This window comes from Pontibacter deserti (genome assembly GCF_023630255.1).
Classification (GTDB): Bacteria; Bacteroidota; Bacteroidia; order Cytophagales; family Hymenobacteraceae; genus Pontibacter; species Pontibacter deserti.
On the sequence record NZ_JALPRS010000003.1, the window covers coordinates 391,915 to 416,015 of the forward strand.

24 protein-coding genes are annotated in these 24,101 nt (G+C 44.4%); 14 read left to right on the plus strand and 10 right to left on the minus strand.

From position 1 onward, the window contains the following. Nucleotides 1–44: 44 nt before the first annotated feature. From MJ612_RS16620 to MJ612_RS16635, 4 genes are all read right to left on the minus strand, one after another. Nucleotides 45–3,818, minus strand: a complete 3,774-nt coding sequence (locus MJ612_RS16620; RefSeq protein WP_187032054.1) for a S8 family serine peptidase — start codon at nucleotides 3,816–3,818, stop codon at nucleotides 45–47. A gap of 182 nt (nucleotides 3,819–4,000) precedes the next feature. Continuing rightward, the gene (hemB, locus tag MJ612_RS16625; RefSeq protein ID WP_187032052.1) at nucleotides 4,001–4,975 is read right to left on the minus strand and encodes a porphobilinogen synthase; all 975 of its coding nucleotides are present in this window, start codon (nucleotides 4,973–4,975) and stop codon (nucleotides 4,001–4,003) included. A gap of 181 nt (nucleotides 4,976–5,156) precedes the next feature. After that, complete coding sequence (rocD, locus tag MJ612_RS16630) at nucleotides 5,157–6,398, minus strand: ornithine--oxo-acid transaminase (protein ID WP_187032049.1); 1,242 nt, start codon at nucleotides 6,396–6,398, stop codon at nucleotides 5,157–5,159. 119 nt (nucleotides 6,399–6,517) lie between these two features. After that, nucleotides 6,518–6,826 (minus strand): hypothetical protein, encoded by a 309-nt coding sequence (locus MJ612_RS16635; RefSeq protein WP_187032047.1) that lies wholly within the window; start codon nucleotides 6,824–6,826, stop codon nucleotides 6,518–6,520. 164 nt (nucleotides 6,827–6,990) lie between these two features. Here MJ612_RS16635 and MJ612_RS16640 point away from each other — a divergent pair, with 164 nt between their 5' ends. The 10 genes from MJ612_RS16640 (at nucleotide 6,991) to rimO (ending at nucleotide 13,844) form a co-directional block, all read left to right on the plus strand. Next, nucleotides 6,991–7,158: a DUF5522 domain-containing protein gene (locus tag MJ612_RS16640; protein ID WP_187032045.1), complete on the plus strand. Its 168-nt coding sequence runs from the start codon at nucleotides 6,991–6,993 to the stop codon at nucleotides 7,156–7,158. Between the two features lie 10 nt (nucleotides 7,159–7,168). Beyond that, nucleotides 7,169–8,059 carry an arginase family protein gene (locus MJ612_RS16645; protein ID WP_187032043.1) on the plus strand — a complete coding sequence of 297 codons (891 nt, stop codon included), beginning with the start codon at nucleotides 7,169–7,171 and terminating at the stop codon, nucleotides 8,057–8,059. Between the two features lie 143 nt (nucleotides 8,060–8,202). Continuing rightward, nucleotides 8,203–8,442, plus strand: a complete 240-nt coding sequence (gene rpmB, locus MJ612_RS16650; protein WP_187032041.1) for a 50S ribosomal protein L28 — start codon at nucleotides 8,203–8,205, stop codon at nucleotides 8,440–8,442. Next, nucleotides 8,442–9,851: an aminopeptidase P N-terminal domain-containing protein gene (locus MJ612_RS16655; protein ID WP_187032039.1), complete on the plus strand. Its 1,410-nt coding sequence runs from the start codon at nucleotides 8,442–8,444 to the stop codon at nucleotides 9,849–9,851. Before rpmB ends, MJ612_RS16655 begins: the two co-directional genes overlap by 1 nt. A 20-nt stretch (nucleotides 9,852–9,871) precedes the next feature. After that, a complete protein-coding gene (locus MJ612_RS16660) occupies nucleotides 9,872–10,432 on the plus strand; it encodes a hypothetical protein (protein WP_187032037.1) in 561 nt (186 codons plus the stop codon). A gap of 158 nt (nucleotides 10,433–10,590) precedes the next feature. After that, nucleotides 10,591–10,779 carry a 50S ribosomal protein L33 gene (gene rpmG / locus MJ612_RS16665; RefSeq protein WP_162346558.1) on the plus strand — a complete coding sequence of 63 codons (189 nt, stop codon included), beginning with the start codon at nucleotides 10,591–10,593 and terminating at the stop codon, nucleotides 10,777–10,779. 2 nt (nucleotides 10,780–10,781) lie between these two features. Beyond that, entirely contained in the window at nucleotides 10,782–10,934 is a 153-nt protein-coding gene (locus MJ612_RS16670; RefSeq protein WP_162346559.1) for a DUF4295 domain-containing protein, read from the plus strand. A 110-nt stretch (nucleotides 10,935–11,044) separates the two neighbouring features. After that, the gene (gene ftsY, locus MJ612_RS16675) at nucleotides 11,045–12,007 is read left to right on the plus strand and encodes a signal recognition particle-docking protein FtsY (protein WP_187032035.1); all 963 of its coding nucleotides are present in this window, start codon (nucleotides 11,045–11,047) and stop codon (nucleotides 12,005–12,007) included. 7 nt (nucleotides 12,008–12,014) lie between these two features. Next, nucleotides 12,015–12,527: a carboxypeptidase regulatory-like domain-containing protein gene (locus MJ612_RS16680; protein ID WP_250419221.1), complete on the plus strand. Its 513-nt coding sequence runs from the start codon at nucleotides 12,015–12,017 to the stop codon at nucleotides 12,525–12,527. 3 nt (nucleotides 12,528–12,530) lie between these two features. Then, the gene (gene rimO, locus MJ612_RS16685) at nucleotides 12,531–13,844 is read left to right on the plus strand and encodes a 30S ribosomal protein S12 methylthiotransferase RimO (protein WP_187032032.1); all 1,314 of its coding nucleotides are present in this window, start codon (nucleotides 12,531–12,533) and stop codon (nucleotides 13,842–13,844) included. A gap of 118 nt (nucleotides 13,845–13,962) precedes the next feature. Here rimO and MJ612_RS16690 read toward each other — a convergent pair whose 3' ends face one another. Then, nucleotides 13,963–14,343, minus strand: a complete 381-nt coding sequence (locus MJ612_RS16690; RefSeq protein WP_187032030.1) for a PH domain-containing protein — start codon at nucleotides 14,341–14,343, stop codon at nucleotides 13,963–13,965. Nucleotides 14,344–14,584: 241 nt separating this feature from the next. Here MJ612_RS16690 and bshC point away from each other — a divergent pair, with 241 nt between their 5' ends. Continuing rightward, nucleotides 14,585–16,147: a bacillithiol biosynthesis cysteine-adding enzyme BshC gene (gene bshC / locus MJ612_RS16695; RefSeq protein ID WP_250419222.1), complete on the plus strand. Its 1,563-nt coding sequence runs from the start codon at nucleotides 14,585–14,587 to the stop codon at nucleotides 16,145–16,147. Next, complete coding sequence (locus MJ612_RS16700; RefSeq protein WP_187032027.1) at nucleotides 16,147–16,719, plus strand: 5-formyltetrahydrofolate cyclo-ligase; 573 nt, start codon at nucleotides 16,147–16,149, stop codon at nucleotides 16,717–16,719. Before bshC ends, MJ612_RS16700 begins: the two co-directional genes overlap by 1 nt. Nucleotides 16,720–16,724: 5 nt before the next feature. On the opposite strand, the gene MJ612_RS16705 is transcribed toward MJ612_RS16700, so the two are convergent. From MJ612_RS16705 to mnmD, 3 genes are all read right to left on the minus strand, one after another. After that, complete coding sequence (locus tag MJ612_RS16705; RefSeq protein ID WP_187032024.1) at nucleotides 16,725–17,759, minus strand: endonuclease/exonuclease/phosphatase family protein; 1,035 nt, start codon at nucleotides 17,757–17,759, stop codon at nucleotides 16,725–16,727. A 232-nt stretch (nucleotides 17,760–17,991) separates the two neighbouring features. Further along, nucleotides 17,992–18,333: a hypothetical protein gene (locus tag MJ612_RS16710; RefSeq protein WP_222619658.1), complete on the minus strand. Its 342-nt coding sequence runs from the start codon at nucleotides 18,331–18,333 to the stop codon at nucleotides 17,992–17,994. Nucleotides 18,334–18,484: 151 nt separating this feature from the next. Then, on the minus strand, nucleotides 18,485–19,162 hold the full coding sequence (gene mnmD, locus MJ612_RS16715) for a tRNA (5-methylaminomethyl-2-thiouridine)(34)-methyltransferase MnmD (RefSeq protein ID WP_187032022.1): 678 nt from the start codon (nucleotides 19,160–19,162) through the stop codon (nucleotides 18,485–18,487). Between the two features lie 219 nt (nucleotides 19,163–19,381). Here mnmD and MJ612_RS16720 point away from each other — a divergent pair, with 219 nt between their 5' ends. Together MJ612_RS16720 and rlmN are read left to right on the plus strand one after the other, a co-directional pair. Beyond that, nucleotides 19,382–19,810: an acyl-CoA thioesterase gene (locus MJ612_RS16720; RefSeq protein ID WP_187032020.1), complete on the plus strand. Its 429-nt coding sequence runs from the start codon at nucleotides 19,382–19,384 to the stop codon at nucleotides 19,808–19,810. A gap of 21 nt (nucleotides 19,811–19,831) precedes the next feature. After that, the gene (gene rlmN / locus MJ612_RS16725; RefSeq protein ID WP_187032018.1) at nucleotides 19,832–20,905 is read left to right on the plus strand and encodes a 23S rRNA (adenine(2503)-C(2))-methyltransferase RlmN; all 1,074 of its coding nucleotides are present in this window, start codon (nucleotides 19,832–19,834) and stop codon (nucleotides 20,903–20,905) included. Between the two features lie 62 nt (nucleotides 20,906–20,967). On the opposite strand, the gene MJ612_RS16730 is transcribed toward rlmN, so the two are convergent. Beyond that, complete coding sequence (locus MJ612_RS16730; RefSeq protein WP_187032017.1) at nucleotides 20,968–21,930, minus strand: YihY/virulence factor BrkB family protein; 963 nt, start codon at nucleotides 21,928–21,930, stop codon at nucleotides 20,968–20,970. Nucleotides 21,931–22,105: 175 nt separating this feature from the next. After that, the gene (locus MJ612_RS16735) at nucleotides 22,106–23,548 is read right to left on the minus strand and encodes a DUF4403 family protein (protein ID WP_187032015.1); all 1,443 of its coding nucleotides are present in this window, start codon (nucleotides 23,546–23,548) and stop codon (nucleotides 22,106–22,108) included. Between the last annotated feature and the right edge of the window lie 553 nt (nucleotides 23,549–24,101).

Here is a 24,101-nt window from a genome sequence, read left to right on the forward strand (position 1 = left end):
AGGCTCTGAGATTATCAGAGCCTTTTTTGTTAAGTTATAATTGCTTAGCGTTGTAGCACAAGCTTCTGCACAAAAGTTTCATCATTATAATGAATTCGCATAAAGTATACACCACTGGCATTGGCTGATAAATCGATGTCGCCCTCATACATGCCGTTATGCTTCTCTACTAAACCTGTTTTAAGTGGCTTGCCAAGGATATCATACACTTCATACCTGATTACATCAGTTGGGACAAGTTCTGCAGCAAGTATGAATATGCCAGAGCTTGGGTTACGGGCAATAATGACTTTACCATTCAGTTCTGCTGCGCCTGGTTTATAAACAAAATTATAAACTTCAGATGTTTTTGAAACGCAGCCATCTACTGTAGCTATCAGGCTGTATTTACCACTCTCAGTTGGTGTATAGTTTTGATCTGTAGCACCTGGTATAGGGCTACCATTTAAAAACCACTGATTTCCAGTTGCTGCATTTGATGTAAGAACTTCGCCATTACGTGTAATAACAGCTTGGTCTATAGCGTTTTTACCTTTTACCTGTACTTCTATACGTTCACTTTTACAGCCAAGAGCCTTCACCTTAAGATCGTAGAAGTAGTAGTAATAAGTATTGGATTCAGTTGATGCAGAGTTTCCAGTTATCTCAAAAACATTTGGTACGCCCATAGGGTATGGAACATTTGCTTTGTTGTTTCTGAACAGTGTCGCACCAGTTGTACTTTCAAAATCAACTGCAATTGTATAGTTTCCTGCGGCTGGTAATTTTAATCCTAAATAATAAACCTCACCCTGGTCAGCAGGATCGTTAGGAAGAGGGCCTGGTCCAGGTGTTGATCGTGTAGGCGTAGCATCTATTGTTCTGATAGATACGGCTGCATCATTCTCATCGAATACTGTAAATGTAATTTTGCCTGCGTTTCCAATATAAAGCCTGGCACTCTCAAGAACTACCGGAGCATAAGCTTTAACATAGACATCAGGGTCGAATTGGTTGTAGTCTCCATAGCTTAAATCAGATTTCTTGGTATAGCCTACACTTACATTCAGATCATTAATACCTGCATACATAGTAGTTCCTACTTTATCAGCCGGGAATTGGAATTGATTTCCTATAGCCACCGGATTGGTATCTGTAGCAGAGTTATACCAGTAAATTGAACCGTTACCTGTTCCGGTAAAAGAGTAGTTCGGGTCATTTCCGCAACGCTGAATAGAGACCTGTGGAGCACTTTCAGTACCAGGTACAGTCAGGATAAATGCTTTTTGGTTATTTGAAGGAATTACATCTCCCTGTAATCCTGCTTCTGCAATAAGCTCATAAGTCGCGCCTGCTTCAGTTGAGAATGCCGGCAACGTTAGTTCTCCCTCTCGTGATGGATTAATTGAACCTTTATAAACTGTATTCAACTGAGTTACTTCTGTTCCATTTTTACGCACAGCAACTTTAACAGGAATATTGCTCTGTATTGTTGAGCCATTGTTACGAAGCCTTACACTTACAATTTGGCTTGGCGTTGCACATATAACTTCATCAATGGTGCTGATACTTAAGGCAGCAATGTCTTTAGCCGGTTTATTAAGCTGGACCAGATAATCTTGTGTTTCGCCATTACTATATGTGCCACATGATGCTATAGTAGTAGCATCTGTAGTTTCTGATAATACAACACGCATACGAACTTTATAACCTATTGTAATATTTGTAGGAGCAGTAACAGCGGCATTTATAGTAGTATTATCATCTATTACTGATGATACGGCAGCTTCTTCACCGGCATCAGTAAAGCTGCCATTGGCATTCCAGTCGATAAATACCTTTGCAATCTTAGCTGCATTGGTAGTGCAGGTGCCTGGCTTAATCTGGATATTTCTGGTTTGGCCGGCTTCTATCGAGAATATCGCTTCTGTATTGTTGCTATAAGTCGTGCATCCAGGTGTACCTGCCGGAGAAATGGTAGTGCCGTCTATTGCTACACTTTCTATTCTGGAACCTTGTTCTGATGTTGGAGCCGAAGTACAATAAATTGCGCCACCAACACCACTTGCAAGTATAGAGTATGCCTGTGGCCCTTTGGATAAAGTGCCTTTGTGGCGTACACTTATCTTGTATGTTTCACCGGGGGCCGGGTTTGCGATAAGAATTTGCTCTACATTGTCCAGTATGTTATCTCCGGGAGTTGCGGCAGCTGTTGGAGCTGCTGGATTTAATGTCCATGGCTGATAGGTAGTGCCATCATGAAAAATTCTTACATCTAAGTCGTTTACCAACCGAGGTGCTCGGTTATTAAGCGCAATTGTTGCCAGTTCAATTGGAGTTGCCTCTGGGTCAGTCCAAGCAATTGTTACTACCAGTGGTCCTGTTCCTGAAGCAACAACATCTAGGTTATAGGTTTCGCCCTGCTGTAACTGACGTTCTTCTATCAAATGTTTGTAAAGTGGTGTGCCAGCACGTTTTGAATCAGTTATGGTCATAGCAGCGCGTCCCACATTCAATAATCCCCAACCATGTATATAGTCAGGACCAGCTGCAATACCTGCCTCATCGGCTGTATGTATCACGAGGCCTTTAAGTGTCGCAGAACGCATCACACTGCCGTTCATGGTATTGGCATAATGTTCTTGTAGCAATAGTAATGAACCTGATACATTAGGGGCTGCCATTGATGTACCACTCATTACACCATACGCATTATTGCTTGTACCTAGAGAAGATAGCAGGTTTACGCCATTACCCACAATGTCTGGTTTTATACGGCCATCGTCAGTAGGACCCCAACTGCTAAAGGAAGAGATTTTTACATCAGAAGTCTGCTGGTAACCATTAGAGATAGGCTCTACTGCACCTACAGTAAGTACATTTTTAGCAGTTCCATAGGTAGAAATAATATCGTAACCATTATTGTTGCTTATATTGCCTCTTGCAGCTATCAGCTCAAAAGATCCGGTTCTTGAACGGCGGAAATATGGTTGTCCTGGTGCCGGGCCGTTTTCGCTGCGGTTGTTGCCAGACGATTTTACCATCAGATAATAGGGTGCATCATATGCTATTTTATCCCATTGCGCTGCACTGTTATCATAATAACCAAACTTGTAGTCTTCAAAGGTGCTAATATCCGGATTACCCCACCATTCCCAGTACGGATCAGTAGTGCCACCTTTACGATCAGGATTATAGCGCCAACCGCTTATAGAGCCATAAGAATGATTAGAAACTAATAAATTCTTGGCTGCGGCGGCCATCTCAGACACGTCATTACTAAAATCATATGCATATAATTTTTTTGTCTGATACGCCATGCCTTTTGCCAACAAGTTTACTCCTGATGCTGCCATAGTTCCGGCTACGTGTGTAGCATGGTCGCTAACTGTAGTTGCTCCGTCCTGCTGTACCACACGGCTATTTAGCTCCTGATGAGAAGTGCGTACACGGCCACCATCCCAGATAGCTAATTTATCGCCTACTGCGCTACTTGCTCCGCTAAGTGCAAGCCCAAGTGATCCGCCTACCCATACCTGATCAGTGCCTACTGTGGCAGCCGCACGTGAGTTGTTATCAGTAATATAGTAAATAGGCATTCCTTTAGAGTCAATGCCTTGTAAGGAGATGTGACGACCGTCAGAAGATGTTTTCTCAATAACCCAGCCATGTTTTTTTGCCAACTCCAGAGCTTTAGCCCTGTTTGCTTTATAGTCTTTTGCTGCGGCTACTGAAAATCTTTCTAACTCAAGCTTGTTAGTTGGTGCTGTACGCTGTGCAATTGCCGTGGTGGTCGTAACTAAGGTTAGAGCTGTGATCCAAAGGCTCAATCTTCTCATAAAAGGGTAAAAGTTGTAGTCATAATTGCTTTCAAGTTACTACTTAAGCTTCAGATTGCCAAAGTCGTTCCCATCAAAATATAATTTTCATTCAATGTTGTAACGCTGATTTTGAGCCAGGTATAAAAACAAAAAGCACCAGCGTTAGCCGGTGCTTTTATGAAGTCTATACTTGTATGATCTTACCTCCTGATGTACTGTGCGTACTCTTTAGCAAAGTAAGTTAATATGATATCGGCGCCGGCACGTTTTATACTTGTCAGCACTTCAACCATGGCTTTTTCACCATCTATCCAGCCATTTTGAGCTGCTGCTTTTACCATGGCATATTCACCACTGATATTATAAGCTGCAATTGGCAGATAGGAGTTGTCGCGAAGTGATTTGATGATGTCCAGGTAAGCCAGGGCTGGTTTTACCATCAGAAAGTCAGCACCTTCCTGTGTGTCCAGTTCTGCTTCTAATAAAGCTTCTCGGCTGTTGGCAAAGTTCATCTGGTAAGTTTTCTTGTCACCTTTCTTAGGGGCGGAGTCCAGTGCGTCGCGGAACGGACCGTAGAACGAGCTGGCATACTTTGCGGTGTAGCTCATAATGCCAACCTTATGATAGCCTGCTTCGTCCAGCACACGTCTGATGTGGCCAACTCTGCCATCCATCATATCTGAAGGGCCAACTATATCGGAACCCGCTTGGGCTTGTACCAACGCCATCTTGCCTAAAACTTCTAAGGTTTCATCATTCAGGATCTCGCCATTCTCCACGATTCCATCATGACCATCAGAACTATAAGGGTCCAGGGCAACATCAGTCATCAGCACTACATCCGGGAAATTTCTCTTGATCTCACGGATCGCTTTCGGGAACAAGCCTTCCGGGTTATGGCTTTCCGTGGCCATTTTATCTTTCAGCTGTTCTGGTATACTTGCAAATGGGGCAAAAGCTTTTACACCTAACTCCACACAGCTGTTCACTTCTTCTAAAAGGGTGTCGATAGAGAAGCGGTTGATGCCAGGCATAGAGCTTATCTCTACTTTTTTGCTCTGGCCTTCTATTATAAATAACGGATAAATGAAGTCATTCAGGGTTAGCGTGGTTTCAGCCACCATGTTCCGGATAACTTCGCTTTGACGGTTACGTCTTGGTCTTCTTGTTATCATATCTATATTAAATAAATATAAAAAGCTTGTAAATCAATGTGCTGTAAAGGTACGGCTTGTAGCCCGGAATAGAAATGATTTATACTGTTTATTGCTGTTGCCAAACAAACCATAGTATCTTAAAAGTATAAAAGCGACACTATTGCGCCGCTTTTATACTTTATAGTTTAATTTATACTTGCTAAAACTGCATCAGCACTGATTCGATGATATCGCAGCACTCGTGCAGTTGCTCTTCGGTAATAACCAACGGCGGTGCAAAACGAATAATGTCACCGTGAGTAGGCTTGGCCAGCAGACCTCTCTCCATCAATAGCACACAAACATCCCAGGCAGTACGTCCGTCAACAGTTGGCTCAATTATAATGGCATTCAATAAGCCACGGCCACGTACAGTAGTTACCAATTCAGGGCGCTCCATTTTTATCTGGTTCATACGCTCCCGGAAGATGTGGCCCAGTTTCAGTGCATTATCGGTCAGTTGCTCGTCTTTAATAACATCCAGTGCTGCCATTGCTACGGCTGCGGCCAATGGATTACCACCAAAAGTAGATCCATGCTCACCAGGTTGTATACAAAGCATTATATCATCGTTGGCAAGCACGCATGAAACTGGCAGCACGCCACCTGATAACGCTTTGCCAAGTATAAGAATGTCAGCCTTGACGTCGTCGTAATAACTGGCGAGTAGCTTTCCGGTACGGCCTATGCCTGTTTGTATTTCATCGGTGATCATGAGCACGTTATACTCTTTGCAGAGAGCGTGGCACTTAGCAAGGTAACCTTCGTCTGGCACCATTACGCCAGCTTCACCTTGTATGGGCTCAACCAAGAAACCGCATACGTTCGGGTTCTCTTTCAGGGCCAGTTCCAGCGCATTAGCATCATTATAAGGTACAACTTTATAGCCCGGCATGTATGGCCCGAAACCTTTTGTAGAATCAGGGTCGGTGGAGAAGGAGATGATACCGGTAGTTCGACCATGGAAGTTATGCTCTACAACAATAATCTCGGCACTGTTTGGGGCTAATCCCTTTTTGGTATATCCCCATTTGCGGGCAAGTTTAATGGCGGTCTCTACGGCTTCAGCGCCGGAGTTCATGTATAGTGCTTTGTCGTAGCCAAAATACTCGCAGATGTACTTTTCAGCTATGCCAAGTTTGTCGTTATAAAAAGCTCTTGAAGTTAGTGTAAGCTGTTGTGCCTGCTCGGTAAGAGCATTGATAATGCGCGGGTGGCAGTGGCCCTGATTCACAGCGCTGTATGCTGACAGGAAATCGTAGTAGTGTTTGCCTTCTACATCCCAAAGGTGTACGCCTTCGCCACGAGTAAGTACAACGGGTAGCGGATGGTAATTATGGGCGCCATACTTGTGCTCAATGTCTATGGCTTCCTGGCTCGATGAAATGGTCTGTGTGTTCATAGTTTTAACGTAAGCTCTAAGTTGGGCGCAGGTATACCTATGCCGTTATACTTTTACACAAAATATAATTTATAGTTGTAAATGTAATAAAACACGACCTGAATAAAAATTATAAACGCTTACGCCCGTCGTGCCAGTTGCATACAGCGGCTAAGTATAGCCTCAAATTCCGCAGGGTCATAAGCAGCATAGGTATCTGTCATTAAGCCTAAATCATTTGTATGGGTTCTGAAGCCAAAGATTTCGCACTGCCCGGAAGTGTTTTGGGCCTTAACGCGGTGCCGCTCCAGTAAGGTAAGCTGCTCAGGTAAGAAAGGAGTGGAGAGTTCGGAGCAAAATATCTGGTGTTGCTGTATGCTGAAGGTGTTTACAAAACCACGGGCACGCATATCTATAATAGCATCTGTAAGCGTCTGGTAGGTAGGCATAGGCAGGTATTTTAATTAAAAGAATAAACCCTAAGCTATGGGGCAACAGCCGAAGCGCATAGAAGAATAACGCCTTTGGCAGGTAAAGCAGTGTTGCTATTGTGTAATTTTGGCTAACGTATCTTATTTCAGGATATTTGTAGCTGATATACAGGTAGAAGAAGATGCAACCGCTAATAGAAGGAGAAGATTATTATTTAAATGAGCAGGGACTAATGGTATTTACAGCTAAGTACCACCTGAAACGCGGCTACTGTTGTGAGAGCGGGTGCCGGCACTGCCCATATGGTTTCCGGAAGAAGCAGCGAGAAGCAAATCAGAGCAAGGATTAACTATAAAACTATGATACAGCTTATTGGCATACCTTCTTTTGCTGGTGCCCTTTACCCCGGAACCGATGAAACACCGGCTGCGCTGCGCAAACAAGGTATACAGGCTTTGCTGGAACAAAATGGCTTGCCTGTTTCTAATTGGGGCGATGTAGTGTTGCCATCTTACCTACCGCGCCATGACATAGCGCCCGTGCGTAACTGGCCTGCTCCGCATATGGTATGGGAAGCTATAATTAAACAGGGGAGTAGTTGGTTTGCGCCTGAAAAGTTTAACCTGCTATTGGGTGGTGATTGCAGTATAATAGTGGGTGTAGCAGATTACCTGGCTAAACTGTATGGAGAAAAGCTATACTTGTTGATTATAGATGCGCATGTAGATGTAGTTAAACCTGAACCTGAATTATGTGTAGGCGCAGCAGCCATGGGCTTATGGTTTTTAACTAACGAGAACCTGTTGTGGCAAAAGCCTGTAAGTGTAGATGCCGGGCAGATAAAAGTACTAGGTTGCCAGAATCCGCCTGCTGAAACATATGGCATCACAACTATAACCCTGCAGCAACTGCGCCAAAATATAAAAAATGTTTCTGAAGCTATACTTGCCAGCATCCCAGAGGATGGTAGGGTTCTTATCCATTTTGATGTGGATGTTATTGGTAAAGCAGAAATGCCCGCTGCCTATGCACCCAGCGAAACAGGTTTAACTATAGCTGAGGCTCATGAATTATTAACTTATCTTGTTGCAGATCCCCGAACTATAGGCATGGAAGTGACTGAATTTTCCGCATTAAAAGATACCGATGGTAGCAACGCTCGGAGCTTAGTCAGGCTACTTGCAGATACACTAAGCAAAGGCTTAAGTACGCGAAAATTGCAACCAGAACAAGAAGCTATACTTAAGTAGTAGTGCTGACAGATTGATAAATTAATGTGGCTTAATGGCGGAGTAAGGGCAATTGTATAAAAATATTCGCTATGTTTTTGAAATTGTGTATCATTTTACTGATATTTGCACCCCTATTGAAATAATTTAGAAGATAATACAAGATGGCACGAGTTTGCGACCTAACCGGTAAAAGACCTCAAGTAGGAAATAACGTATCACACGCTAACAATAAAACGAAGCGTAGATTCTATCCAAACCTTCAGAAGAAGCGTTTTTACATCCCTGAAGAAGATGCTTGGATTACACTTAAAGTTTCTACTTCAGCTTTAAGAACGATCAACAAGAATGGTATCACTGCTGTTCTTAAGAAAGCAGTAGAGCAAGGCTATATCCTGTACTAATGGCCGCCATCCGGCTATGCGTGCTGCTTGTTTGGGCAACTATAACAGCTGCCACGGCACAGTCGCGTGTATCCCCGGACAAGCCATCTGATACTTTAGATAAAGAATTTCACCGGCAACGGAGAGAGCAGCTGCGTAAGCAACTACCTGCTCGCTCCGTTGCTGTTTTTTTTGCCGCCCCTGTTCGTAACCGTTCCAACGATGTAGATCACTACTATCATCAGGATCCGGATTTTTATTACCTGACCGGCTATACCGAGCCAAATGCAGTACTTATAGTTTATGCCGAGCCGCAAACTATAAATGGCAAGCAGGTAAAGGAATTGCTGTTTGTGCAGCCCAATAATGCACAAGCCGAGTTATGGAATGGCAAACGCCTGGGCGTAGAAGGATCTGCTGCTACATTAGGTATAACTACTCAACCTAACACAGCTTTTAAATCTTATTTAGATAAAGCAGACCTGCAACAGGTATACATTAAACCTTTGCCTACCGATGTGCGCGACGACGAACGCGATAATGCCGACCTTTATAGTTTAGTAGAGCAGTTCAGGGCAAAGAATGTAAAGGCTGATGAAAAGGCGCTGGAAATTGTAATGGGGCAGATGCGTGAGGAGAAAACTCCGGAAGAGATTAATCTTTTGCGTAAAGCTGTCACCATCTCGGCTCTTGGCCAGATAGAAGTGATGAAGGCAATGCAGCCCAATATGTCGGAGCTGGAAGTGCAAGGTTTACACGAGTTTGTGCATAATAAGTATGGCGCACATCATGTCGGTTATCCGTCTATAGTTGGTGCCGGTAACAATGGTTGTGTACTGCATTATATTGAGAGCGGCAAACCAAGTATAAGTAACAACGAACTGGTGCTGATGGATGTGGGAGCCGAATACAAAGGCTACACCGCCGATGTTACCCGCACAATACCTGCCAATGGTAAATTCTCTCCTGAACAAAAAGCTATTTACGAACTGGTTTTAAAAGCGCAAGACGCTGGTATTGAACAGTGTAAAGTTGGCAATGATTTCTCGGCGCCCGGCCAGGCAGCACAGGAAGTTATTGCAGAAGGGCTCGTGAAATTAGGTATTATTAAAAATAAATCTGAAGCGCGCCGTTACTTCCCGCATGGTACCTCTCATTACATTGGCCTCGATGTGCACGATGCCGGTACTTACGGGCCGTTTAAAGCCAATTCGGTTATTACCGTAGAGCCGGGTATTTACATACCTGATGGCAGCCCTTGCGATAAAAAGTGGTGGGGGATAGGTATACGCATCGAAGACGATATTCTGATCACGGATAAAGGCTGGGAAAACCTGTCTAAACTTGCCCCCCGCACCGTAGCTGATATTGAAAAAGCCATGGCGCAACCAAGTGCGCTGGATGACTTCAAACTTCCGGAGATCAAGTAGAAAATAACCTACAGCCAAAGATGGGATACATAATCGCTTACTTTGTTCTGTTTGCTACTATTTTCTTTTTCGCTTATAGATGGGAATGGAAGAATAACAGAGAAGGTGTAAAAAGTGCATTCCGACTCATTTTATTCCTTATGGGGCTCATCGCTCTAAATTATGCTTTTGCCTTATTTCAAAACCTGACACTTGATCCAGCCAAGTATAGCCATCCGTTTAATGCCAAACGGCAAGCTGTTGGATTGATGGAGTTACCTAAGTCCTGGAAACCAGAAAAGGAAGTGTTTGGAAGTTGGACCGAATATTTAAATACTTTAGGTACAACCTACAGGCAATCATTTATTCCAGCAGATACAATTTCAATCCAGCAAATACATCACGCTAAGTCTGTGGAAGTGATAGATGGCGAAATCGTTACTGAAACAGACTGGTTCAAAAGCAATGCGAGAAGCATGTACTTGATTTATAATTTCAAAGAAGAGAATCATAGTGCTTACTATACCAGCGGCAATAAAGCAAGAGATTTAAGTCGGCAAGAAGCTGTTGATACCCTTAAAGTATGGGGCGTGATAAGGTGAAAGAATGAGTTTGAAAGCTCTTTTGGAGTGATTTCAGGATTGAAATAATCTTGTTTGTCTTACCCAAAGCTGAACTTTGCAATAAAATTTATAGTTTGTTTGTAGTTAAGAATTTAAGATTCTATATTTGCAGTCCCAAATAAAAAATTACAAGAGAGATGGCTAAAAAAGCAAAAGGTAATAGAATCCAGGTTATTATGGAGTGCACAGAGCATAAAAATTCTGGCATGCCTGGAACTTCAAGGTACATCACTACCAAAAACAGAAAGAATACTGCTGAGCGTTTAGAGCTTAAGAAGTATAACCCGGTGTTGAAAAAAGTAACTGTACATAAAGAAATTAAATAACCATGGCTAAGAAGGTAGTTGCAACCCTAAAGACCGCCACAGGTAAAGACTGGGCAAAAGTGATCAAAGCCGTTAAGTCGCCAAAAACTGGTGCTTATAGCTTTAAAGAAGAAATGGTTCCTGTTGACAAAGTGCAGGAAGTTCTTGCAAAGTAATACAAGCCTACTCTACTATTATAGATAGATAACACGAAGAAGTCCCTGCATTGGGACTTTTTTAGTATATTACCGTTTCACCGCTAAAGCTTACCCAACAACAACGCAGCATGGGAATTTTTGACTTTTTCAGCAAAGAGAAAAAACAGGAATCGCTGGACAAAGGGCTGGAGAAAACCAAAGACAGCTTTTTTGGACAACTGAGCAAAGCCGTTATCGGTAAATCTACAGTTGATGTAGAAGTACTGGACGAGCTGGAAGAAATCCTGGTGCATGCCGATGTGGGCGTTGAAACCACTGTAAAGATCATCGACCGCATTGAGAAACGTGTAGCCCGCGATAAATATGTAAATACATCGGAGCTGGACCGTATTCTGCGCGAAGAAATTGCTGCCCTGCTGGAAGAAAACAAAGCCGGCGACGGAGCAAACTTTGATCTGCCGGCAGGTATAAAACCATATGTAATTATGGTAGTAGGTGTGAACGGTGTAGGTAAAACTACAACGATTGGCAAGCTAGCTGCACAATTCCATAAAGCCGGTAAAAAAGTAGTGCTGGGCGCTGCCGATACCTTCCGTGCCGCTGCCGTTGATCAGTTGATCATCTGGGGCGAGCGTGTGGGCGTACCTGTTATATCGCATGGTATGAACACTGACCCTGCTTCTGTGGCTTACGATGCTGTGAAGAAGGGAGTGGAAATTGGTGCTGATGTAGTGATCATAGACACCGCTGGCCGACTGCACAATAAGGTTGGCTTGATGAACGAGCTTTCGAAGATCAAGCGTGTGATGCAGAAAATAACAGAAGATACCCCGCACGAAGTGTTGCTGGTATTGGATGGCAGCACAGGGCAAAATGCATTACTGCAGGCTCGCGAGTTTACCAAAGCCACAGACGTTACAGCACTTGCCATTACAAAGTTAGATGGCACGGCAAAAGGCGGCGTAGTGATCGGTATTTCGGATGAGTTTAAGATCCCAGTCAAGTATATTGGCGTGGGTGAGAAAATTGAAGACCTGCAATTGTTTGATAAGCAGCAGTTTGTGGAGTCGTTCTTCTCGCGTAAGAAGTAAGTATAGTATGAAGAGTTTTCTGTTTTCGGCGCTGCTATTGCTGGCAGCCTGTTGCGGTAGCAAGCAGGGCAAGGCAACTACAGGCTCAGAAACAGAAACTATAACTTTAGCTACGCAGGTGCAGCAAAGCCAGGCAGCTATAAAGCAAGGTATAACTAGCCGCGTTTTATGGGAATCCGGCAACCAGATGCCTTCGCCTGATGCACCGCCAACCGAAAGCAAACGTGGTGTGCAACGTACGGTTTATGTCTACGAGCTCACCAATGCAAACCAGGTTACCACACAAAACGGTGTATTTCACACCAACATTCAAACTAATTTAGTAGCTCAGGTTGTTACAGATGCTAACGGATTCTTTTCTGTTAGCCTGAAGCCCGGCAAGTATAGCCTTTTCACGAAAGAAGAGAAGGGCTTATACGCCAACCTTTTTGACGGTGAGAATAACATTTTCCCGGTTGAAGTGAAGGAAGGGCAGGTTACAACTATAGAGTTTCTGATAAATTATCAAGCAAGTTATTAATACGTGAAAGTAAGAAGCTTAAAGAAGGATAAGGTAAACGTGATCACCTTGGGTTGTTCTAAAAACCTGGTAGATTCGGAAGTGTTGATGGGGCAGCTGCGTGCCAATGAGTTTGATGTGGCGCACGAGTCTGACAAAGATGATTCGAACATCATTATCGTTAACACCTGCGGCTTTATAGACAATGCCAAGCAGGAATCTATAGATACTATTCTGCGCTACGCCGATGCCAAAGAAGCCGGCCAGATAGACAAACTATACGTTACAGGTTGCCTTTCGCAGCGCTATAAAGACTCGTTGGAAGCCGAAATTCCGCAGGTAGATGCCTACTTTGGAACACTGGAATTGCCGCGATTGCTTAAGACACTGGAAGCAGACTATAAGCACGAGCTGATTGGTGAACGTTTACTGACTACGCCATCACATTACGCATACTTTAAGATTGCTGAAGGCTGTAACCGTCCTTGCTCTTTCTGTGCGATACCACTAATGCGTGGCAAGCACGTGGACCGCCCGATTGAAGACCTAGTGAAGGAAGCAAAGCGCCTGGCAGGTATGGGTACAAAAGAACTTATACTTATCGCCCAGGACCTGACTTATTACGGTTTGCAGCAATACGGTGAGCGTAAGCTGGCTGACCTGCTAAGAAATCTTTCGGATGTGGAAGGTATCGAATGGATCAGGATGCAGTATGCCTACCCGTCGCAGTTCCCGATGGAAGTGTTTGATGTGATGGCGGAGCGCGACAATATCTGCAAATATCTGGATATGCCGTTGCAGCACATCTCGGATAACATGCTGAAGACGATGCGCCGCGGTATCAGCAAGCGCAGAACGATAGAACTGGTAGATTCTATCCGTCAGCGCGTGCCGGACATTGCTTTAAGAACAACGCTTATCGCAGGTCACCCAGGCGAAACAGACCAGGATTTCCAGGAACTGTATGACTGGGTAGAAGAAACCCGTTTCGACAGACTGGGCATTTTTGCTTACTCACACGAAGACAACACGCACTCTTATACTTTAGAAGACAATGTGCCGGACGAAGTGAAGCAGGAGCGTGCAGACGCTATCATGGAACTACAACAAGGCATTTCTGTAGAGCTGAACGAGGAGAAAGTAGGCAAAACTTATAAAGTGCTGTTTGATAGAAAAGAAAGCGGTTATTTTGTAGGCCGTACACAATACGACTCTCCGGAAGTAGACAACGAAGTACTGGTACCAGCAGATAGCAACTATGTAAGACTTGGTGACTTCGCAAATGTGAAGATCACAGATTCTTCGGACTTTGACCTTTACGGCGAAGTGGTTAGTTAGATATTAGATTTAAGATATTAGAATTTAGACTAACAAATTCGGCCCGGTAGAAATTCTACCGGGCCGAATTGCTTTTATGAATATCCAATTTTACGGAATTGAGTCTAACATCTAATGTCTACTTCAAGACATACTTGCTCAGTACCTTGTAGGCTTCGTTTATATTATCTCCTTTCCGGAAATCCTGCTTTATAGTTGGCGTAGACTCGCCAGTCAGCCAGATCTTAAGCTCCGCGTCAAAATCCATCATGCCAGCTGTTTCTTTCGAAAACATTTTAATGCTGCTGTACGGAATGGATTGATAATCTACTTTAGAGCCGGTTAAGCCTTGCTTGTTCACAACAATAAGGCGCTTGTTAGTAAATACCAGCATGTCGCGGATAAGTTTGTAGGCTTTTTCAATCTGTTCATTGTCCAGCAAAATAGGCTGAAACTCGGCACTTAATTTTTCGATTGATACTTCGGATGCATGACCCATCAGGCCGCTAAGTAAACCCATAGTTTTATAGTTTATAGTTTGGTGTACAGAAAGATAAGAGTTATACTTTATACTTGAAAGAGCCAGATTTGAAACTACGTTTACACCATCTGATTTGCTTTCTGTCGTATCATCTGTAAATCAAAAAATAAAAACCGTACTTTGTAGCGTGGCTGGCAAAGTATAAACAGCCAAAACCCAAACCCGATTAAGCTGTTATAGTTGCTATAAAAATACGTCGCCGCCGATGGAAGTAACCACTATGAAGATCACAAAAATGGATTATGCCGCAACCGGCGCCTTCTCCCAGACTATAACCGACTACCTTGCGCAAAACGAAAAGCTCAAACCGTTTTATAACCGTTTTCCGGGTATAAATGTGTTTGAAGCCCAGCTACAGGAGAAAGAGTTTAGTTCAGAGCAGCGGCAGGTGTTGCATAAGGCACTGCAGGAGCAGTATAGTTCTGTTTCGGAGATCAATCCGAAAGTGCAGCAGAACATTGATCTGTTGTTACAGCCCAATACCTTTACCATTACTACCGGCCACCAGCTAAACATCTTTACCGGTCCATTATACTTTGTGTATAAGATCATTACAGGCATAAATACCTGTAAGCAACTGCAGGCAGCTTACCCGGACTATAACTTTGTGCCGGTTTACTGGATGGCCACCGAAGACCACGATTTTGCCGAGATCAACCACTTTAATTTGTTCGGGAAAGGCTACAAATGGCAGACAGAGCAGACAGGCGCTGTAGGCAGATTCTCAACTGAGGGCTTGGACCAGTTGCTGGACGAAATGCCTGAAAAATTTGCTGTGTTTGAGGAGGCTTACCGCAATAGCAAAACCCTGACCGATGCCACCCGTGCTATAACCCATAGTTTGTTTGCCGATTATGGTTTGGTAAGTATAGATGGGGATCAGGCTGAACTGAAAAAAGCACTAACGCCGGTTATCGAAAAAGAGCTGACTGAAAACCTTTCGCATAAACTGGTTTCTGAAACAAGCGCGCAACTGGAAGAACTGGGTTATAAACCACAGGTATATTCGCGCGAGATCAACTTGTTTTACCTGAAAGATGGACTGCGTGAGCGCATTGTGCAGGAAGACGGCAAGTATAAAGTACTGAATACCGATATCAGCTTCACACAGGAAGAAATACTACAACTAGCAAAAGAGCATCCGGAGCAGTTCAGTCCAAATGTTATACTTCGGCCACTGTACGAAGAGCTTATACTTCCGAATCTGGCTTATATTGGTGGTGGGGCAGAAGTGGTGTACTGGTTCCAGCTGAAAAAAGTGTTTGAAGCTTATAAAGTAGCTTTCCCGGTGCTGATGCTGCGCAACTCGGCTATGTACATTAACCGCGGCAATGCCAGCCGGATGCATAAACTTGGGCTCTCAGCTGAACAAATGTTCAAGCCATTCTTAGATCTGAAGAAATACTTGTCGAGCCAGCTGCACGAGGAAGAAATTACCCTGAAAGCGCAGCAGAAAACGGTGGAAGATGCCTTTAAGGAAGTGGAAAAGCTGGCCAAAAGTATAGACCCGACGCTGGTTAAAGCTGTAGCCGCCGAAGAGCAAAAGGCATACAATGCCCTGCAAATACTGGAAAAGAAACTATCCAAAGCCCGTGACAGTAAGCATGAGCAAACCTTTAAGCAACTCGAGAACCTGAAGGAGAAGTTGTTCCCGGGCGGTAGCCTGCAGGAGCGCCACGACAACCTGCTTAGCTATCAAGCCAATAACCCCGATTTTATACCTGCGTTGGTGGATGCCTTCGATCCGTTTGATTTGAAATTTACGATACTGGAAGAAGAGTAATGCTGAAAGCGGAACTACGGAAACTGATGCTGCAACAGCGTAGGGCATTGCCAGCTGAGGAAGTGCAGCGCCGCAGCAAAAGTATAGCCGATCAGTTTTTTGCTAATTTCAGTTTGCAGGCCGGGCAAACAGTGCATGTATTTCTGCCTATTGTTAAGAACAACGAAGTAAACACCTGGCCAATAATCGAGCGGTTACGATTGGAGCATCCCGAAGTGCGCGTAGCCGTACCCGTGACTGATGTGGAGCAGAATATACTTACCCACCACCACCTCACCGACGAAGCTATACTTATAGAAAACCCCTGGGGCATACCGGAGCCGCAAAACGCACAGCACATACTTGCCCCTGAAGTAGATATCGTGCTTATACCTTTGCTGGCATTTGATAAAGCAGGTCACCGCGTTGGGTATGGCAAAGGCTTCTACGACCGCTTCCTGGCCGACTGCCGTCTGGATGTGCTGAAAGTAGGTTTATCGCAGGAGCCGCCTGTAGAAAGTATAACCGACCCTAACCCATTTGATGTGCCGCTAGATGCCGTGGTGATGCCTAATGGTGTTTGGTGGAAGTAACTGATCTATTCGGACTTTCCTTCACGTTTGTCTTCTGCAGCTTCTTCCTTTCCTTCTTCAATTAATTCACCCGCTTCTTCCTGGGTTTGCTTGTCGGCTTCAGGCTCTTCTTGCTCATACTTGTTTTCCGGGGCAAAGCTTAGCCTGATAAATATCGGGAAGTGATCGGAGTCGATGTCAGGCAATCTTTTCATGCTCTCAACCTTAAAATGCGTGGAGTGGAAAACATGGTCCAGGGGCCAGCGCAGAATGGGGTAATTGGCATTAAAGGTGTTATAAAATCCTCTTCCAAGTCGGGGGTCCAGCAGTCCGCTTACCTCTTGGAAAAGCTCTGTGGTACGAGACCAGGCCACATCATTAAAATCGCCGGCTACTATAACCGGGTACTTAGAATTGGCAATGTCGCGGGCAATCATCACTATTTCAGCATCCCGTTTTTCAGAGGTGGCATCTTCGGTTGGTACAGGTGGTTTGGGATGCACCACATGCAACTCCACCCATGTGCCATTACGCAGCTTCACAAAGGTTTTAATAGATGGAATATCTTTATCGAGGAGGTAACTTACTTTTTGCTGGCGCAGCGGCAACTTACTATAAAGGTGCATGCCATACGTGTTTTCAAGCGGGATCTCTACGCGGTGTGGGTACTGTTTCGTGACATTTGCCAAACCCTGCTGCCATGCCAAATCTGATTCTAACAGCAAGACAATATCAGGCTCTTGCTTTTGTATAAGTGCGGCAAGCTTGCTATGCTCTTTGTTGTCCATAAACACATTCGAGACCAGCAAACTAATGTTGGTGTCTTCAGGTGTGTTTTCAGCAGCATCTTTAACCTCTTTGGGCGCCAGAAAAGTATAGGGGTAAATATTAACGGCCTGGTAAATGATAGCAATAGAGAGCGCTGCCAACAGAAACTTATCGCGTTTGCGCTCTTTGGGTGCCAGCCAAATGTAAAGTATAAAGCTAAAAACAGCCAGTGCAAAAAGCTGCAGACGAGGATAATCAAACACACGTACGTACCACTCCTGTGAGTGTAGCAAAGGTAAAAAGGTGGCGAGAATAGAAAACGTGGCCAAGGCTTGTAGTGTAATAACTAAAGCTGGTCGTCTGATAAGAGCAGGTGGTTTAGGTGCAGCTGACAAAGTATAGTTTAAACAGTATATGTGCTGCAGTACGCAATAGCGTTAACGAAGTTAAGATTGCAGCTTTGCAGAAAACATAACGCCCTGCTGATATTTACCAACAGGGCGTTTATACTTGCAGCCGGGGCTGTTATTTCTTCTTCTTGCCTTTGTTCAGGCTTTTCAGGTGCTGTACCGGTCCAAACTCAGCCTGCTCTATTGTTCTGCCGCCGATATAGATCTTGCGCAGCTGCACTTCTACAGGAGCCATTGTTTTGGTCATGTCCGAAGACACTACTTTGCTATAGAACTCTTTTGCTTTAACAGATGCGCCACGCTCAAAAGCATGTTTCTGCTCGTTTTTGCTAACCGGCATACCTGGTATAACCTGGTAAGTAGTGCAAACTACTTCGTATTTAGACTGGAAAGGCTTTACTACGCCACGACCAATTGCCTTTATCGGGCTTATTGCTTTTGTAAATAACTTCTTCATTTATGAACTATAGGGTAAAGGTTTTTTCATGCTATGCAAAATAATACAATATCCCGAAAGTTAAAGTTCACTGGCTAAATAAAAGTATGAATCCAATACAGATATAGGTATAGTTATACTTTAGGGGCAGGTTAATGTGCTGATTTACAGGCTATAGTACAGGCCTGATGCCGCGTGTCATCTCGCGTTTGCCGGGAGGGCCGGGCAATGCTTCTACTATAAATCCGGCCGCTTTCAGGTTACGTTTAAAAGCTCCTTTGGCGCAATAGGTTACCAGTATACCACCCGGGCGGGTAGCGTTGTATAGTTTGGCAAATACTTCTTCGGTCCAGAGCTCAGGTTGCTTTTCCGGGGCAAAGGCATCAAAATACACTACATCGTAGTAAGCTTCCGGCGGACAGAACTCTTCCAGTGTTTCGTGTATTTTTTGCAGCGTAAAGTACGGACTCAGGTCTACAGGCTCGTTCCAGGGAGCGGCATGCATCTTTTTAAAATTATCGAGTAGCTCCGGGTTCAAAATGAATTGCTCAAAATGCAGTTGCTCCACTACATCCATCGTTAAGGGATACTTCTCCAGGGTGTCGTACTGTACAAAGGCTTTCTGGGCAAGTGCAAAAGGCAACGTAAGTATGGCATTAAGGCCGGTACCGAACCCAATTTCAAGTATCTTTACGTCGCGCTTCTGTTCCAGGGCATACTCCAGTCCGTGCTTTATAAACACATGCTGCGACTCCTGCAACGCGCCGTGCACCGAATGGTAATGCTCGTTCAGATCAGGAACATACAGGGTGTTAGAGCCATCTTTGGTCTGGCGTATCTCGAGGTGCATGATTTTTATGGGTAAGCTACAAATGTAAACATATCCGCTAACTGTGTGCAAGTATTAATGATTAATTAGGAATGAATAATGACTAAAATATTTTGAATGTCTGAACCAAAGATAAATAATGAATTCTGGAATTAAGTGTGATTAAAATTCCTGTTCATCATTTCGCTCACACTTCATCTACGGTTCAGACAAACAACCAATAGCAACCAGCAATAAACTATGGCCCGCATAAAAGTAACTATACCACCCCACAAACATTTTACGGCAACTATACCGGTGCGCATAACCGACCTCAACTATGGTAACCACCTTGGCAACGATGCTTTGCTGTCTATTTTGCACGAGGCCCGCATGCAACTGCTTGGCCACTTTGGCTGGAGCGAACTGCAGATTGGCGGAGCAAGTATGATAATGGCCGACGTGGCGATAGAGTATAAAGGCGAAGGCTTTTACGGTGATATCTTAACCATAGCTCTGGCTTTCGACGACATCAGCAAGTATGGCTTTGATATAACTTACCATGTTACCAACCAGCTTGGCAAAGAAGTAGCGCGTGCTAAAACGGGTATGTTGTGCTTTAATTACCAGGAGCGGAAACTAATGGCACTTCCCGATGAAGTAAAGGCAAAAATTGAAACTAAAGCCTGAGTATTTTTGTAATTTTGTGGTATGAATTTGATCGCAGATATACCTGTTTTAAATAAAAAAGACATCCGTAAGCTAACGCTGGACGGCCTGAAAGCCTGGTTGGTGGAAAATGGTGAGAAGCCTTTCCGTGCCAAGCAGATCTATGAGTGGCTCTGGAAGCACTCTATTCAGTCGTTTGCGGAGATGAACAACGTTAGCCTTGCCCTGCGCGAAAAACTGGAGCAGCACTTTGCCATTAACGCCGTGCAGGTTGCTACCGAGCAGCTGAGCAACGACGGAACTATAAAATCTGCGTTTAAACTATACGACAGCAACATTGTAGAAGGCGTACTGATACCGCATGACGAGCGCAAAACGGCCTGCGTTAGTAGCCAGGTGGGTTGCTCGCTTACCTGCAAGTTCTGCGCTACCGGCTACATGGACCGCGTGCGTAACCTCGATGCCGCTGAAATTTACGACCAGGTAGTACGCATAAACGAGCAAAGCCTTCGCCAGTATGGTCAGCCGCTTACCAACATTGTATACATGGGTATGGGCGAACCAATGCTGAATTATGCCAACGTAATGCAAAGTATAGAGCGCATTACGGCACACGATGGCCTGGGTATGGCTGCGCGCCGCATTACGGTAAGCACAGCCGGTATTGCCAAAATGATCAAGAAAATGGCGGATGATGGTGTGAAAGCAAACCTTGCCTTGTCGTTGCACGCGGCAAACGACGAGAAGCGCAACCAGATTATGCCGATAAACGAAACCAACTCTTTGGAAGCGCTGAAAGATGCCCTGAAGCATTATCACCAGGTAACAGGCCGTAAGGTAACGTATGAGTATATCGTGTTTGATAACTTTAACGATACCCTGCAGGATGCCGAAGAACTGCTTCGTTTCTCGAAGATCATCCCTTGCAAGATCAACCTGATAGAGTATAACCCGATTGCCAATGCTGATTTTGTGAACACAGATGATGACCGCCTGCAGAACTTTATTTATTACCTGGCAGACCGTGGAGTGCAGGTAAACGTGCGCCGCAGCCGTGGTAAAGACATTGATGCTGCCTGCGGACAGCTGGCCGTGAAAGAGCAACAAACTACTTAAGTATACACACTACGCAACTATAAACTAAAAACGCCTGCTGTACTCAGCAGGCGTTTTTAGTTTTATGGGTTCTTGTTGTGTCTTCCTTCAGATTTGGGCCTTCCGCTCTGGGTATCATCTTTATCAGATGTTTCTTCTACCTCCCGCACAAACACGGCATGTACTTTTGGACGGATACGTTGGCCATATTTCTTAGCATACTGTTGGGTAAACTCAGCCCCGAAGAACACGATCATAGATGAATAATAGATCCAGACAAGTATAATGATGATAGAACCTGCCGCACCATAAGCTGAGCCCGGATCTGAAGTGCTGATGTACCAGCTAATCAGGAATTTACCTAGCCCAAATAGCAGTGCCGTTACCACTGCGCCAATAAATGTGTCTTTCCAGCGGATAATACCATCGGGTAGGTACTTAAAAATGAGAGCAAAAAGTAACGAAATAAGACCTACTGAAATTACAAAATCTATAATTCGGATAACCCATGCCCCAAGCCCCGGCAGCAAACTGGAAATAAACTCACTAAGCATTGCTATAGCCGTACTCATCACCAGCGAGATCAGCATAAGCAGGGCAATGCTCAGAATAATGCCAAACGAAGACAGCCTTTCTTTAACCATCCGTAGTATGCCATTCTCCGGCTTCACTTTCAGGTTCCAGACGCTGTTTAACGATTGCTGCAGTGTTACAAAAAAGGTAGTTCCGGCAAACACTAAGGTACCTATACCTACCCAAAGTGCCCAACCGGTCCCGCTGACCGATGCATTTTTAATGATGGTTTGTACTTCTGCTGCAGCCTGTGGCCCGGTGGCGGATGAAATCTGCTTAGATAGCTCGCCTGATACTGCCGCTTCTCCGAAAAAAAAGCCGGCTGCCTTAATGATAATAATGAGAAGTGGTGGAATAGAAAAGATGGCGTTAAATGCGAGTGCCGCTGCCAATCGCAACGACTCATTATCCAGGAATTCTGAAACTGATGCTTTCAGCAGGGAAAAAGTATCTTTAAGTGCGAATGCAGCCATATTATTTGTGCAATTTGTTTAGGTTACTGATTACGTTCTGCAAAACAGGATAGTTTGACTTTGCCCGTTACCGGCTGATGATATAAGTATAAGTACTAGTTGAAAGAGGTATAAAAACAAAAGGACTGCTAAAACTTAGCAGTCCTTTTGTTAGATCCGGTTTCTATGCCTTAATCTATAGTTTGTCTATGGTAGCAGTTAGGTTACCCTTTGCATTTATCACGGTGCGTATGGCAGTTGGTGTTAAATAAATGTTGTCCGGTTCTATAGCCTGTATCTTTCCTTTCAGCATCACCGATTCGTGCACACGGCCCTGTTTATCCAAAGCTTGCTGCAATGTTTTGTGCGCGTCTGTTAGCTGGTCTTTAACAGGGATGTTTACCTGCTGCTGAATCATATCCTTAAACTTATTCTTGGCTAACCAGCTGGCTGTGCTTAGTAGTTTATCCTTCGTCTCTAAAGTATAATCTACATCACGCACTTTTATAGATGAAGTAGCCGCATCGTAATATGGTGTGCCGCGCAAGTATACTTTACCTACAATCTTTTTAGTGAACAGGCCCGCTTTTGTTTTACCATCCACGTCCAGCATCAGCACCAACTGATCACCGCCCGGCGTTATACTTGCATCTTTTACAGTAAGCTGGCTTTTATCATCATCAAACTTATAGGTCTGGTTAGCTACTTGCTGTTGCAGCATTTTACTAGCGTGTGTGTAAGGTATATCAGCAGTTAACCCTACCTGAATGTTATCCGTCAGCTTATTGTCGAATACCAGTTTAGGTAGCGCTTTATTGGTTTTAACAGCAGGCTTACCATCGGTAGTTACATTTATGTAAGAAGTTATACCAATGCGCATAGCCAATGTGCCGTTGCGGGCCTGAAGCGGCGTAACACGCACATCCTGCGGCAATACTTGTAGCCAGGCATTCATGTCGTCGTTTACTTTAACGGGCTCCTGTAGCATTGTCCAGGCCTGTTGCACATATTTCTTAACATCTACCTGTTTCTGTAGTTCTGCATCAAGCTGTTTGGTTAGCGTTGCCATTTGTTTACGAAGCGCCGGCTCCACAAAGCGTGCCAACCCAATCTTTAGCGGGCCTAATTCTATCACAGGCTTAGTATTTCCCCATTCGAAGTCGCCGGTAGTGGTGGTTTTTAACTTATAATCTTCTGTAAGACCAATCTTACTTTCCGTATTGATAACCATATCAAACCTGGTGTCTTCGGTCTTGTCGATAGCCGGGCAAAGTTTGCAAGGGTCCCATTTCCAGCGCCCTTTTGCGTAGATATTCAGTGGTACACTAAAGTATATTTTATCTTTATCTGCCCTGATGCTCATGCGGCCATTCTTGCTAACAGTAACCGCTACGTCGTCATCGTCCAAGTTAGTATCCTTGTAAAGTACTCCTGCAAACTGACGATTCAGCATCTCTTCTAAGGTCGCAACCTGAACGCTTACAGGTATGGTTATAGAAGAAAGCCTTGGTTGGTATACTGGAGCTGCAGCTGCCGTAGCTTCTGGAGCTGCAGTCTGTAGTTTTGACGTGCTGGTGCAGCCTGTTAAGTATAGTATTGCTGATAGCAACAGCGCAGATATAAGGGATGTGTATCTCACAAGTTTATAGAGTTTTCTGAAATTACGGCGCAAGTTAGCACAGATTTAGTTTATGTAACAGAGGGGAGGTAGGAAGAGTGCCGGCGAGGGCTTTCTTTGCTGTCATCCCGAGCGAAACCGAAGGATCCCATTTATCCTAAAGATTACATTTGTACTGATTTGAACTAAGCAATACTTCCATAGTCAATTTCAATCCTGAGAGCTTTATTCACCTACAGTTGTCATAGCTGGCTTTGGTGCGCTCATGGCCGCGGGGCCCCGTCTTCGGGTATCGCGCTGCTGATTTGAAGCTCCCCTCGTACCTCGGGTTGCCTTCGGCACCGCGACAAATCAAAGGCGCTCAACCCAAAGACTGATATGGTCCGATAGCTAAGCTATAGTTAATTTGAGTTCTATAGTTTTATAGCTTTTCTTGTGGTTGTATTTCCGTAGGGACAGGTCACGACCTGTCCGCCCATGGTCTATAACTATAAAACCAAAGCTCGAACTATAGCAATGGCAGAAAGTCCCCCTTTGAAGGGGGCGAAGGGGGATGTTTAACGCCAACTATAAA

Excerpts from the sequence above, each read along its gene's own strand:
- rocD (WP_187032049.1), bottom strand. The coding sequence starts at position 6,398 with ATGAACACACAGACCATTTCATCGAGCCAGGAAGCCATAGACATTGAG.
- MJ612_RS16660 (WP_187032037.1), top strand. The coding sequence starts at position 9,872 with ATGGGATACATAATCGCTTACTTTGTTCTGTTTGCTACTATTTTCTTT.
- MJ612_RS16710 (WP_222619658.1), bottom strand. The coding sequence starts at position 18,333 with ATGAAGAAGTTATTTACAAAAGCAATAAGCCCGATAAAGGCAATTGGT.
- MJ612_RS16620 (WP_187032054.1), bottom strand. The coding sequence starts at position 3,818 with ATGAGAAGATTGAGCCTTTGGATCACAGCTCTAACCTTAGTTACGACC.
- MJ612_RS16720 (WP_187032020.1), top strand. The coding sequence starts at position 19,382 with ATGGCCCGCATAAAAGTAACTATACCACCCCACAAACATTTTACGGCA.
- MJ612_RS16690 (WP_187032030.1), bottom strand. The coding sequence starts at position 14,343 with ATGGGTTTACTTAGCGGCCTGATGGGTCATGCATCCGAAGTATCAATC.
- MJ612_RS16645 (WP_187032043.1), top strand. The coding sequence starts at position 7,169 with ATGATACAGCTTATTGGCATACCTTCTTTTGCTGGTGCCCTTTACCCC.
- mnmD (WP_187032022.1), bottom strand. The coding sequence starts at position 19,162 with ATGCACCTCGAGATACGCCAGACCAAAGATGGCTCTAACACCCTGTAT.
- ftsY (WP_187032035.1), top strand. The coding sequence starts at position 11,045 with ATGGGAATTTTTGACTTTTTCAGCAAAGAGAAAAAACAGGAATCGCTG.
- MJ612_RS16730 (WP_187032017.1), bottom strand. The coding sequence starts at position 21,930 with ATGGCTGCATTCGCACTTAAAGATACTTTTTCCCTGCTGAAAGCATCA.
- MJ612_RS16655 (WP_187032039.1), top strand. The coding sequence starts at position 8,442 with ATGGCCGCCATCCGGCTATGCGTGCTGCTTGTTTGGGCAACTATAACA.
- MJ612_RS16700 (WP_187032027.1), top strand. The coding sequence starts at position 16,147 with ATGCTGAAAGCGGAACTACGGAAACTGATGCTGCAACAGCGTAGGGCA.
- MJ612_RS16680 (WP_250419221.1), top strand. The coding sequence starts at position 12,015 with ATGAAGAGTTTTCTGTTTTCGGCGCTGCTATTGCTGGCAGCCTGTTGC.
- bshC (WP_250419222.1), top strand. The coding sequence starts at position 14,585 with ATGAAGATCACAAAAATGGATTATGCCGCAACCGGCGCCTTCTCCCAG.
- hemB (WP_187032052.1), bottom strand. The coding sequence starts at position 4,975 with ATGATAACAAGAAGACCAAGACGTAACCGTCAAAGCGAAGTTATCCGG.
- rpmB (WP_187032041.1), top strand. The coding sequence starts at position 8,203 with ATGGCACGAGTTTGCGACCTAACCGGTAAAAGACCTCAAGTAGGAAAT.
- rlmN (WP_187032018.1), top strand. The coding sequence starts at position 19,832 with ATGAATTTGATCGCAGATATACCTGTTTTAAATAAAAAAGACATCCGT.
- MJ612_RS16640 (WP_187032045.1), top strand. The coding sequence starts at position 6,991 with ATGCAACCGCTAATAGAAGGAGAAGATTATTATTTAAATGAGCAGGGA.
- MJ612_RS16670 (WP_162346559.1), top strand. The coding sequence starts at position 10,782 with ATGGCTAAGAAGGTAGTTGCAACCCTAAAGACCGCCACAGGTAAAGAC.
- rpmG (WP_162346558.1), top strand. The coding sequence starts at position 10,591 with ATGGCTAAAAAAGCAAAAGGTAATAGAATCCAGGTTATTATGGAGTGC.
- MJ612_RS16635 (WP_187032047.1), bottom strand. The coding sequence starts at position 6,826 with ATGCCTACCTACCAGACGCTTACAGATGCTATTATAGATATGCGTGCC.